Source organism: Chitinophaga sp., from assembly GCF_035761305.1.
GTDB lineage: Bacteria > Bacteroidota > Bacteroidia > Chitinophagales > Chitinophagaceae > Chitinophaga.
On record NZ_DASTRI010000286.1, the window covers coordinates 17854 to 30482 of the forward strand.

The 12629-nt window shown below is 48.7% G+C and carries 12 protein-coding genes; all 12 read right to left on the reverse strand.

The features are described from left to right. Positions 1-46 precede the first annotated feature (46 nt). The 12 genes from VFS25_RS24285 to VFS25_RS24340 all read right to left on the reverse strand — a co-directional run bounded on the left by VFS25_RS24285 (position 47) and on the right by VFS25_RS24340 (position 12593). Positions 47-940 (reverse strand): DUF4382 domain-containing protein, encoded by an 894-nt coding sequence (locus VFS25_RS24285; RefSeq protein ID WP_326464780.1) that lies wholly within the window; start codon positions 938-940, stop codon positions 47-49. A 295-nt stretch (positions 941-1235) separates the two neighbouring features. Further along, positions 1236-3170 carry a 1,4-alpha-glucan branching protein GlgB gene (glgB, locus tag VFS25_RS24290; RefSeq protein WP_326464781.1) on the reverse strand — a complete coding sequence of 645 codons (1935 nt, stop codon included), beginning with the start codon at positions 3168-3170 and terminating at the stop codon, positions 1236-1238. Positions 3171-3281: 111 nt separating this feature from the next. Further along, on the reverse strand, positions 3282-4970 hold the full coding sequence (locus VFS25_RS24295; protein WP_326464782.1) for a DEAD/DEAH box helicase: 1689 nt from the start codon (positions 4968-4970) through the stop codon (positions 3282-3284). 255 nt (positions 4971-5225) lie between these two features. Further along, the gene (gene rimO / locus VFS25_RS24300) at positions 5226-6542 is read right to left on the reverse strand and encodes a 30S ribosomal protein S12 methylthiotransferase RimO (protein ID WP_326464783.1); all 1317 of its coding nucleotides are present in this window, start codon (positions 6540-6542) and stop codon (positions 5226-5228) included. A 203-nt stretch (positions 6543-6745) separates the two neighbouring features. After that, on the reverse strand, positions 6746-7627 hold the full coding sequence (locus tag VFS25_RS24305) for a cupin-like domain-containing protein (RefSeq protein ID WP_326464784.1): 882 nt from the start codon (positions 7625-7627) through the stop codon (positions 6746-6748). Positions 7628-7863: 236 nt separating this feature from the next. Next, entirely contained in the window at positions 7864-8826 is a 963-nt protein-coding gene (gene ftsY, locus VFS25_RS24310; protein ID WP_326464785.1) for a signal recognition particle-docking protein FtsY, read from the reverse strand. Between the two features lie 176 nt (positions 8827-9002). Next, complete coding sequence (locus VFS25_RS24315; protein ID WP_326464786.1) at positions 9003-9173, reverse strand: DUF4295 family protein; 171 nt, start codon at positions 9171-9173, stop codon at positions 9003-9005. An 83-nt stretch (positions 9174-9256) separates the two neighbouring features. Beyond that, entirely contained in the window at positions 9257-9439 is a 183-nt protein-coding gene (gene rpmG, locus VFS25_RS24320) for a 50S ribosomal protein L33 (RefSeq protein WP_326464787.1), read from the reverse strand. A 27-nt stretch (positions 9440-9466) separates the two neighbouring features. Continuing rightward, positions 9467-9703, reverse strand: coding sequence for a 50S ribosomal protein L28 (rpmB, locus tag VFS25_RS24325; protein WP_145715343.1), 237 nt, complete (start codon positions 9701-9703; stop codon positions 9467-9469). Between the two features lie 249 nt (positions 9704-9952). Continuing rightward, positions 9953-10540: a carboxymuconolactone decarboxylase family protein gene (locus VFS25_RS24330; protein ID WP_326464788.1), complete on the reverse strand. Its 588-nt coding sequence runs from the start codon at positions 10538-10540 to the stop codon at positions 9953-9955. Between the two features lie 118 nt (positions 10541-10658). Next, complete coding sequence (locus VFS25_RS24335; RefSeq protein ID WP_326464789.1) at positions 10659-11213, reverse strand: peroxiredoxin; 555 nt, start codon at positions 11211-11213, stop codon at positions 10659-10661. A 471-nt stretch (positions 11214-11684) separates the two neighbouring features. Beyond that, entirely contained in the window at positions 11685-12593 is a 909-nt protein-coding gene (locus VFS25_RS24340; RefSeq protein WP_326464790.1) for a serine hydrolase, read from the reverse strand. Positions 12594-12629 lie beyond the last annotated feature (36 nt).

Below are 12629 nucleotides of genomic sequence, written 5' to 3' on the forward strand. Positions count from 1 at the left end.
ACCTCACACCTATTTATTGAAGCGATGAAAAAACGGCTTACCCCACCTATTTCGTCAGCACAATTTTACCGGTAGCGGAAAACTTGTTGCGTTCCACGGTAATACCGGTAATGGTAGTATCCCTGTAACCGTTGGATGCATTTACAAACACGTTGTACTCGCCGGGTTTAAGGCCGCGCACCAGGAAATCACCGGTGATCCACGGCAGCGCAAAAGCAGTATCGGTACTGTTATACACGGTTACCACCGGCCATGCCGCATGCGGTGTTACCTGGCCGCCAAGGCTGCCGGTTGCTTTCAGCGTGTACACGGTTATCACCGGTTTCAGTATAAACTTACCGTTCCATACTTTAACAATAGAGCGGTTCAGGTCAAAGTCAAGCCACAGGCGGAAGCTGCCCGATGCTATTTCATCCCAGTCGTCGCTGCGCAGTTTTATAATAATCTTTACCTGGCCGGCCACAGAAGTCAGCGGATAAGTAATGCTGTCTTTTACCAGGGAGTTGTTTTTGCCCAATGTAATACGGATCTTCTTTACCGTGCCTTTGGCCACAATACCGCCGGCCAGCAGCGTATCGGCGCCATTTCTTAAAGAAAGAATGTCGTACACGCCCGGTTTAATATCCAGTGAATCCCACATTTCACATTTGCCCTTATCGTCATGGCGGTCTTCATCCCACCAGCAACGGTCACGCCAGTCCCAGTTACGGTCGTCGTCATTGCTGTCATCTGCACAGGTATCAACCAACACTTCTACTTTGCGGATGTCCAGGTACACATTGTCAAAGAAACCCGGATCGTCAGACATGTAAATGCTTAACTTTTGCTCATTCGGGCCGGGACCAGGTTCTGTAGAAGCATCTTTCCGGCAGGCATACGCCGCCACAGCTACCACGGCCAGTAATACCAACGGCCACCGCAGGTTGCGGAGATTTTTCATAAATGAATGGTTTTAAGTGATTGTTGACTTGTTTTGTTTTGACGAAAGCTTATAGCGTGCTTTGTTTTATGTTGTTGGCCTTTTTTTAACGCGCGGTATGTTATAAACGTGTTTTTTAGATGGAAAGTGTTAAGGAAAGTTTAAAGGGAGGAAAAAAAATTTTACCGCTGGCGGCAGCAATTGATAATTAATAATTAATGATTAATAATTATTTGACCGTGCGTGGACGGCAAGCGGTTACACGCAGCGTATGTTATAAAAGAACGATGCGCTTTCAACCATATATCAATACGGTTTATACCTGTTTAAAAACAGCCGCCGCCAAAGGCGGTACGCGCAGCCTGAACGTATAATCCTTTCCGTTATAAGGCTGTGCTGCTGCTTTTATGGGGGCGGTATTTAATACCCCGCTGCCGTAATAGCGCGGGTCGTCGCTGTTCAATATCTCTTTCCAGGTGCCCTCCAGCGGCAGGCCTATCATATAGTCCTCATGCACCATGGGCGTCATGTTCAGCACTACCAGCAGGGTATCTGCAGGGTTATCGCTTTTACGCAGATAAGCCAGCACACTATTGTCGTAGTCCGATACATTTACCCATTCAAAGCTTTCATAGGCAAACTGGTTTTTATACAGCGCAGGCTGCGTGGTATACAGGTGGTTCACATCTCTTACAAACTGCTGCAGCCCTTTATGGGTGGGGTGCTCCAGCAAATACCAGTTCAGCTCCGAACGGTAGTTCCATTCCTGCGTTTGGCCAAACTCATCGCCCATGAACAGCAGCTTGGTGCCGGGGTGGGTAAACATGTAGCCATACAGCAGGCGCAGGTTGGCAAACTTCTGCCAGTCATCGCCCGGCATTTTATAGATCATAGGGGATTTGCCGTGCACTACCTCATCATGGCTCAGGGGCAGCATAAAGTTCTCGCTAAAGGCATAGGCAATACTAAAGGTGAACTGGTCCTGGTGCCATTTGCGGTGCAGGGGATCGCGCTTGAAATAATCCAGCGTATCATTCATCCAGCCCATCATCCACTTCATACCAAAGCCCAGGCCCCCCATAAACGTGGGGCGTGATACGCCGTAAAAGGAGGTGGATTCCTCTGCGATGGTTTGCGTATCGGGGTGCAGCTGGTATACCCTTTCATTCAGGTGCTTCAGGAAGGCAATGGCCTCCAGGTTTTCGCGGCCCCCTTCTTCATTGGGCGCCCAGGCGCCATGGCTGCGGGAATAGTCCAGGTGTATCATAGAGGCCACGGCATCTACCCGCAACCCGTCAATATGATATTTATCCAGCCAGTACAGGGCGTTGCTCAGCAAAAAGCTCTTTACCTCATTACGGCGGTAGTTGAAAATATAGCTGTTCCAGTCGGGATGAAAACCCTTACGCGTATCTGCATACTCGTACACATTTGAACCGTCAAACCGGTACAGGCCATGCGCATCATACGGGAAATGGGAAGGCACCCAGTCCAGTATCACGCCTATGCCGTTGTTATGGAAAGCCTCTACCAGCGCCATAAAATCCTGCGGGGTACCGTAGCGCGAAGTAGGGGCATAGTAGCCGGTTTGCTGGTAGCCCCAGGAACCGTCAAAAGGGTGCTCCCCTACCGGCATCAGCTCTACATGGGTAAAGCCCATATCCTTTACATAGGGCACCAGCCGGTCCGCAATCTCTTTATAGGAATAAAACACTTCATGGTTATGCGGGTCCGGCCGGCGCCAAGAGCCCAGGTGCACTTCATACACGGTAAAGGGGCTTTGGAGGCTGTTATGCTTTGCGCGGCCCGCCATCCACTTCCGGTCTTTCCACGCATAGTCCAGGTTCCACGTAATGGAAGCGGTATTGGGGCGCAGCTCCCAGTGAAAAGCGTAGGGATCGCCTTTGAACAGCTCTTCCCCGCTGCGCGAGCGGATGAAGTATTTGTACAGCGTTCCTTTTTTAATATTGGGAATAAACCCTTCCCAAATGCCGGAATGATCCCAACGGGGGAAAAGCGTATGCGTATAGCGGTCCCAGTTATTAAATTCCCCGGTTACTGAAACATAAGCCGCATGGGGCGCCCATACTGCAAAGTAAGTACCTGCCTCCCCCTCATACTCCAGGGCATGGGCGCCGAATTTTTCGTACAGGCGTTCATGCAGGCCGGCCTGGAACAGCTCCACATCTTTTGCGGAGAAAAGCGAGAAAGGGACTACTGCGGGTAAAGGGGTGTTGATTTCTTTTGACATCTGCTGCTTGTATTTCAGTTCTCTGTTTGCGGGAATTGCTTCCCGTAAAGTAATAAAAAAAGTCCTCCTCCGTTTCCGGAGAAGGACTTTTATTTTTATTTGTAAAATAGTTTAGTAACGGCGTTTAAAGCCCGGACGGGGAGCTCCCGGCCTTCTGCTTTCCTCACCATCGCGGCGGTGGTATGGGCGCGCGCTGCCGTTGCGGCGCTTATCCCCATCCTGCGACATTTCAATCCGTACACTGCGGCCATTGTATTCTGCTTTTTTAAATCCTTGTACAAACTTATCCACCACGTCGTTTTCCACCTCAAAGAAAGAGTACACGCCCTTCAGGTCTATACGGCCTATTTTGTTGCCTCTTACTCCGCTGGTGTCGCACAGGTAGCGCAGCATATCACCGCGGGAAAAGTCGTCAACAGAGCCCAGGTTAATAAACAGGCGGGTAAACTTGCCGGTACCGCGGAAGCTCATACCTGAGGAGCCGCCGCTTTCCCCGTACACCCTTCTTTCCTCCTTCACGTTCAGGTCGGGCGCATCCTGGTAGTATTCCAGGAACTCGTTGAACTCCAGCGAAGCAAAGCGCTTTATCAGCTCTTCTTTGCTCATGCTTTCAAATTCTTCGTATATACGCTCCAGGTAGGGCTCTATCTCCTCTTCATTAATGGTTACGTTATGCACCTTGTGCACCAGCGCAAACAGCTGCTTTTCACAAACTGCAAAGCCGTCCGGCACTTCCGCCTTAATGAACTTCTTACCTATTACCCTTTCTATCTGGCGGATCTTACCAATATCACGACCAGTAATAATAGCAATTGATATGCCTGATTTGCCGGCACGGGCGGTACGGCCGCTGCGGTGGGTGTAGTTCTCCACATCATCGGGCAGCTCGTAGTTGATTACGTGGGTTACATTATCCACGTCAATACCACGGGCAGCCACATCGGTGGCCACCAGCACCTGTAATGATTTCTCGCGGAAGCGTTTCATCACCTTATCGCGTTGCTGCTGGGTCAAATCGCCATGCAGCGCATCGGCGTTATAGCCGTCGCGTATCAGGGATTCCGCTATTTCCTGCGATTCTATTTTGGTACGGGTAAAAATGATCCCGAATATCTCTGGATTATAATCTACAATGCGTTTCAGCGCTGCGTATTTATCGCGCGGGCGCACCACATAATATTCATGCTCGATATTGGCATTACCGCTGTTCTTATTGCCTACGGTCAGCTCAAAGGGATCGCTCATATAGTTTTGTGCTATACGGCGCACTTCCTGCGGCATGGTGGCAGAGAACAGCCAGGTGGTTTTGGTTTGAGGGGTTTTGGAAAGAATGTTGTTAATGTCTTCCTGGAAACCCATGTTCAGCATCTCGTCTGCTTCATCCAGCACGGCGTATTTTACATTCTCAAAATTAACGGCGCCGCGGTCAATAATATCCAGCAGGCGGCCGGGAGTAGCTATTACCACGTGCGCGCCCCTTTTCAGCTCGCGCAGCTGCTGTACAATGCTGGCGCCACCATACACCGCTACTACGCTTACGTCGCCCAGGTGTTTGCTGAAGTTTTTCAGGTCGTTGGTGATCTGCAGGCACAGCTCACGGGTAGGGCATAATATCAGGCCCTGGGGCTGCCGGCGTTTAATATCCAGCTGTTGTAACAAAGGCAGGCCAAATGCTGCCGTTTTTCCTGTACCGGTTTGCGCCAGCCCTACAAAGTCACGGTCGCCGGACAGTAACACAGGAATAGCTTTTTCCTGTATGGGGGTAGGTGCAACAAATCCCAGGTCCTGAATTCCTTTCAAAATGGGCTCTTGTAAGCCCAGTGATTCAAATGTTGTCATTGATTTGCTTTAACAAGCTCCGTCGGGAGCATCATTTAATGTGCAGCATGCTGCCTGCAGAACGCTGAATGCGGACACTGCCTGCATAGTACTGCTGATGATATAATTCTAAACTTCTTTTATAGGTGAAAGCTTAAAGCATAAAGCCCAAAGCTTGGCCGGGATGGATGGCTGCAGGTAACATCAGCGGGGGCTTTCTGCCTTTTGCCTTTTGCTTTATGCGCCTTCTACCAGTTCTCCTTCCAGGTCGTAGTCGAACGCCTTTGTGATTTTCACCTGTACAAAGTCGCCTGGCTTCAGGCGCTTGCTGGTGTTAATAATCACTTCATTGTCTACTTCCACGGAGTCGAACTCGGTGCGTGCCAGGTAACGGCCGGATTCTTTTTTATCCACTATTACTTTAAATACCTGGCCTATTTTTTCCTGGTTTTTCTCGTAAGATATTTCCTGCTGCAGCTCCATGATCTCCTGTGCCCTCCGCTCCTTTTCTTCGGCGGGAATATTGTCTTCCAGGGCATAGGCGCTGGTGCCTTCTTCATGGCTGTAGGTAAAAATACCTACGCGGTCAAAACGCATGGCTTCCAGGAAACGTTTCATTTCCTCCACGTCTTCCAGGGTTTCACCCGGGAAGCCCGTGATCAGCGTGGTACGCAGGCAAATGCCCGGTACTTTTTCGCGGATGGCTTTTACCAGGTCTTCCATCTCCGCACGGGTAATCTGCCTTTTCATGGCCTGCAGCATATTGTCTGCCGCGTGCTGTAAAGGCATATCCAGGTAGTTGCAGATGTTGGGAAACTCGTTCATTACATCCAGCACATCCATGGGAAACTTATGCGGGTAGGCATAATGCAGCCTTATCCATTGTAGTCCGGGTACTGCGGCCAGCGCCCTTAAAAGGTCGGCCAGGCGACGCTGCCTGTACAGGTCTAACCCGTAGTAGGTAAGCTCCTGCGCTATCAGCATCACTTCTTTAACGCCGCTGCGCACCAGCTTTTCGGCTTCGGCTACAATGGCTTCAATTGGTTTTGATACATGCGCGCCCCGCATAAGCGGTATGGCGCAGAAAGAGCAGGTACGGTTACAACCTTCTGCTATTTTCAGGTAGGCGTAATGCGAAGGGGTGCTTAGCAGGCGTTCGCCCAGCAGCTCCGCTTTATAATCCGCATCAAACTGTTTCAGTATCAGCGGCAGCTCCATAGTGCCAAACCAGGCGTCTACCCCGGGGATCTCTGCTTCCAGGTCGCCGCGGTAACGCTCGCTCAGGCAGCCGGTAACATATACCTTATCCAGCCGTCCCCGCTGCTTCAACTCTACCTGTTCCAGTATGGTGTTAATAGATTCTTCCTTGGCTTTATCAATAAATCCGCAGGTGTTCACTACCACAATATTGTGGTCTTTTTTGGCGTTTTCGTGCACCACGTCAATTGCATTGGCCTGCAATTGCCCGCTGAGCACTTCAGAATCCACCATGTTCTTTGAACATCCTAATGTGATAATATTAACCTTGTTTTTCTTTAATGTTCTAGTCTTCATTGCCGGTTTATTACCGCCACGAAGACATTCAGACACGAATAAGAAAAAACAGCAGACTTACTGTTATGTGACTTGCCTTAGTGGGGGTGTATATTGGAAGTTGCAAAGGTAGTGAAAAGAATGCACAATTTATACCCCTGCCATTAATAACCGGCAAATCCGGCTGTAAGCGAGCCACAGCGCGGCTATATATTAATTGTTAATTATTCATTATTAATTGCCTCCAGGGCGCGGCGGGCTTTTTCATGGGCCATTTTGCGTTTATAGTGGTACCACCACTGCGGCGCCAGCTTAATAAGCAGGTTGTTCATGCCCCGCAGGCCTACAATATGGTACAGGCCATTGAGCTTGCCGGTAAGGGTTTGGTCCAGGGCCCGCAGGCTCATGGCAAAACCGCTGTCAATATACTCCATATGGTGCCAGTAGCCCCCGGGCATAAACAGGGTATCGCCGTGCTCCAGGATGGCGGTGTAGCCCCTGGCATACCGCAGGGCCGGAAACTGCTCGGTGTCCAGCTCCTGGTGCCAGTTTACAAAACTGGCCGCGCTTTCTACTGTAAACGGCATGCGGTAAATGTAGGGCGACTGCCTGTTTTCAAGCAGCAGCACCCGCTTACGCCCTATGAACTGGGTATGGAAAATGTGCGACAGGTCAATATCGTAATGCATGTGCGCTACAGATCCTGCGCCGCCCACGAACAGCATGGGATATTTTTTCAGGAAACCTTTCGCCAGGTGGTCGGGCCAGGTAAAGTCATCCACAATACCGGGGGCATGCTGGAAAATGTTGAAAAGGAAAATACGCAGCGTTACGGGGCCCTGCTGTATCATATCCAGGTAGTCGCCAAAACGGATGTAATCATCTGCCCCGTTCACCAGCGTACCGGCGCCTGCCCGTTCGTTGTTATAAACGCCTACGGTTTGGTGGCCTGCAATGGATTTAAAATAATCCCAGGTCCATTTTTCCCTCGCTGGCCACTGCCGGCTCAGTCCTTTAATAATAAGTGGTTTCCTTGGCTCGTAATACTGCTTTCTGAATGTTTCGGGGGCCATGTTTTCAACGCTGTCTATAGCCGTTATATTCATATACAATGAATTATCATGACTTTTAAACAGGTACAGGGGTGGAAAAAACAAAAGGTAAAAAGTAAAAAGCTGAAAGTTGCTACATCTCCATTCAATACTGCCTTTTGCTATAATGGTTGCGCAGGCTTTGCTTTTTTACTTTTTATTTTAACGGGGATATGCGCCTTTACAGTATGGCACCTGTAAAAATATTGCTTCCTGCAATTTTTAAAACAGATATTGTAAAACAATAATTATCAGCCATTTACACTAAAAAGAGAGTCTACAAACTCCGTTTTGTCAAACACCTGCAGGTCTTCCATTTTTTCACCTATGCCAATGTATTTAACGGGAATTTTAAACTGGTTGGCAATAGCCAGCACCACACCGCCCTTGGCAGTACCATCCAGCTTGGTGATGGCCAGGGCGGTAACTTCGGTGGCTGCAGTAAACTGGCGGGCCTGTTCCAGAGCATTTTGCCCGGTTGAGCCGTCGAGCACCAGCAATACCTCATGCGGCGCGTCGGGGATCACTTTTTTCATTACCCGCTTTATCTTGCTCAGCTCCTCCATTAAATGGGCTTTGTTATGCAGGCGGCCGGCTGTATCTACAATAATTACATCCACATTGCGGGCAGCGCCGCTTTGTACAGTATCAAAGGCAACAGCAGCAGGGTCAGATCCCATTTGCTGTTTTACAATGGGCACGCCCACGCGGTCGCTCCAGATCGTGAGCTGGTCTACCGCCGCGGCCCTGAAAGTATCTGCAGCGCCTAACAGTACTGATTTGCCGGCTTTCTTAAAGTTGTATGACAGCTTGCCGATGGTGGTGGTTTTGCCTACGCCGTTCACCCCTACTACCATGATTACGTAGGGCTTTTTGCCTTCGGGCACATCAAAATCCCGGAAGCCGCTGTCGGGCGCTTCCACCAGCAATGCTGCAATTTCTTCTTGCAATATCCTGTTCAATTCACTGGTACCCAGGTATTTGTCTTTTGCTACACGCTGCTCTATCCGGCTAATGATCTGCACTGTTGTATCTACCCCTACGTCTGCAGATACCAGGGCTTCTTCCAGGTTATCCAGCACCTCTGTATCTACGGTTGATTTACCGGCAATGGCCCGGCCGATTTTTGAGAGGAAGCTGGTTTTTGTTTGCTGTAATCCCTGATCCAGGCTTTCTTTCTTTTCCCGGGAAAATAGTTTATTGAAAAAGCTCATAGTAGTTGTTTTAGTCTGCTACCTGCAGCGGCCTGCTTTTTTCGTTCATGAATTTAAGCCAAGGCGGTGCAATTTACAACATTATTGCATGGGGCGGGGTAGCATGGATAACAAACGCAAAAAGCTGTCCGTACAAAACGGGACAGCTTCTATGCAGTATGATTAGTAAAGCCGAATTACTTTTGGTTAATGTACTCCTGAACTTTGTCCTTGTGTACAATTGACTCCTTAAAAGTATAGGCGCCGCTTTTCGGAGAACGTACCGCTTTGATCACTTTGGTCCACACCTTAGCTTCGGCAGCAGCCTTCGCATCTTTCTTGATCGCGGTCTTTGCTTGTTTTGCCATTGGTTATTGTTTTTAATGTTAGCCTGCTGCATGGTTGCGAACAGTTGTACACAACCATTCAGCCACGCAAATCATTCAACAAATTATTTAATTTCTTTGTGTACAGTCACTTTCCGCAGAATAGGATTGTACTTTTTCAGCTCCAGACGCTCCGGAGTGTTCTTTTTGTTCTTGTTGGTGATATAACGGGAAGTACCCGGCTGACCAGAAGCTTTATGCTCGGTACATTCCAGTATTACCTGCACCCTGTTACCTTTCTTTGCCATTGTATATACAATTAGTGGATTGCACAATTAAATTTCCTGTCCGGCTGCACGCAATTCCTTCACTACTGCATACAAACCTCTTTTGTTAATGGTCCTCAAGCCGTCGGCAGACACCTTCAAGGAAATCCAGCGGTCTTCTTCCGCAAGGAAAAAACGCTTTTTCTGCAGGTTAGGCAGAAATCTTCTCTTTGTTTTGATATTAGAGAAGGAAACATGGTGACCTGTTATCGGCTTCTTTCCTGTCACCTGACATACTCTTGCCATGATCGAAAAAATTTTGGACTGCAAAAGTCCACTTTTTTTATTGATTTCGCAAATATTGTTGCTCAAATTTATTAACAAAAGGCGGAAATGTGAAAAACAATGTGCAAATGTGCAGACAGGCAGATGTATAAATAAATTGATAATGAATTAATTAGCAAATACTAAATATTAAATATCCACATTTTCCCGTTCCTCCATAATCCCTTCATTATTCATTCTTAATTATTCATTCATCTGTACATCTGTACATTATAACAGCACCGCCAGGCTCCGTAATACAGCGCCCAACCTTACGGCATCCAGTATGCGCTGCTGCCCGGTGCCATGCTTCAGCAGGGCCTCTTCATGGGAGGTTACGCACATTTCACAGCCGTTCAGGGCAGATACCACCAGGCTTAACAGCTCAAAAAACTCCTTACCTACTACCGGGTTGGCCATAATACTCATGCGTATGCCGGCCGGTGTGCTGGTATAAAACTCCTTGTTCACAAAATGCCGGAAACGGTAAAACACGTTGTTGGCATTCATGAGGGAGGCGCAGCTGATCACCTCTGCAATTTCCTTTTCAGTAGCCCCCTGGTCCTGCGCCAGCTTTTCAAAAGCGGCCTGCAGGGCCGGCTGCTTTTCATTTACCGCTACGGCCACCCCTACCAGGTAAGCTTCTTTTTTGCTCAGCGTAGCAGCATCCAGCGAATTGGTTACGTTAATCTTCAGGTCTTTCAGGTAACGGGCGTCGGTATTTACCAGCGCCAGCAGGCGGGTTGACAGGGCAGCATCTGTTAAGCCTACTGCCTGCAACAGTTGTATAGCCGTATCTTGATTTGTAGTTGCGAACATGTTTTTAACAATTATAAATTTAAAGTCCATGGATGATAGTGAATGCGTGCTGCGCAACCAGGTTGCGGTACAAGCGATGGACTATCGACCATGGACTTTTATAAAAAAATGAAAAGTATTAGGCGGTCAGCGTAGCTTCACCTTTCTGCCAGTTGCAGGGGCACAGCTCGTCTGTTTGCAGGGCGTCCAGCACGCGCAGCACTTCTTTTACGTTACGGCCTACATTCAGGTCGTACAGTGATACCCAACGCACAATGCCCTGGGGATCTACGATGAAAGTAGCACGGTAAGCCACTTTTTCATTAGCTTCCAGGATGCCCAGCTCCTCTGCCAGGGATTTGGAAGTATCTGCCAGCATCGGGAAGTGCAGGCCGCGCAGGTCTTCATGATCCCTTCTCCAGGCAGCATGTACAAACTCGCTGTCGGTAGAAGCGCCGATCAGGATAGCATCACGGTCAGTGAAATCCTGGTTGTGCTTGTTAAATTCCGCGATCTCAGTGGGGCACACAAAGGTGAAATCCTTGGGCCACCAGAACATTACCATCCACTTGCCGGAATTCCGGATCTCTTCGGAGGAAATGTCATAAAATTCTTTACCTTTCTCAATGGATACTACAGCCGTTTTCTTGAACTCCGGGAACTGTGAACCTACGGACAGGACAACATTTTTCATGTGTATTACGCTTTTTTTTGATTTAGTGTTTCTTTGGCCTTTCTTTGCGTATCTCCTACGCATTTAAAAACGGTGCAAAGTTGCTTGACAACGTATAAAAAATCAAATCGATTTTTAAAATGCAGTATTGATATTATCTATACTTTACCAACTCTTCCATAAACAAACCCTATATATTTATCGCAGGCTGCGGTCCGGCGCGGATATGGCGGGGCGGGCCTGTACCGCTGCCTGGCCCGGCACCGGAAGCGGTAACAAATTGGCACGTTATTTAGTTATACATAGAGAAGCTGAAAAAATCAATACAAATGGCAAGTGTGAAACTAAAGCATGTACTCCTGGTAATTATTACAGTGGGCTTGGCCTTGATCCCGTTCATTAAAAACGCCATCAACAGACAGGATGAATTTGATGCTACTCAAGACCTATTCATCTGATTTTGCCCGGTAGGTACCATACCTGTTACCGTTTTCAAAACTGCCCCACACCGGGGTCGGGTGTTGTTTTGTCCCTTTTTTCATAATAGTGCCAGATGATGCGGGCTACCTGCCGCATAAGCTGCCAGGCCTCATTCTTATCCTTATCCCAGCTCTCGTCTTTGTTATTTTTTGTATAAATGCTGTAGACATAATCCCCATGCGGCGCATTCACCATTATTACTTCTGAACGCGACTCATCCACCGCCCCGTTTTTAGAAGCCGTACGTATGTTTTTAGGTATTTCCAGCAATCCCTCTCCATCCCAGAAATTGCGTGTAAGGTTACGGTACATCCGCTCGCTGGCTGCGGGGCTTACCACCTCTCCTTTATAGATCATTTCCATTAAACGGGCCATTTCCCGGGGGGTGGTTTGCCCCCATCCCAGCTGGGCGCGGTTAGCCTCCCGCCCAGGGGTGCGGCTGTTTACCCGCGTGTTAACAAAACCATGTGCCTCCAGCCAGGTATTGATCTGCTGCCCCCCGCCTGCCAGGGATTGCAGCCACAGGCTGGCGGTATTATCGCTCATAGTAAGCATCAGCATCATTACTTTGCTGAGCATTATCTGCTCCCCGTCTTTAAAAGAACCCAGTATATCTTCCCCCTCGTACAGCAGCGAGTCTTTATACGTAAGCAGCTGGTTGTATTGCAGCTCTCCCCGGGCAATCTTGTCAAATATACCCGCCATAATGGTCATCTTAATGGTGCTGGCAGTGGGGAACAACGTATCTGCATTAATAGCTGCATACGTGTTTTTTTTCAGGTGATGCACATATATACCGGCTACGCCGTGGTGCTTTTCGAGGTAAGGGCGCAGCAGGGCGACCAGGTGCTTGTCTTCCCGCTGGGCAAAGGCATGGCTGCCCAGCACCAGCAGCAGGATGAGGAGGATGCGCTGTTTCATACCAACAAAATACGGTTTCTGCCGGCATTATAAACA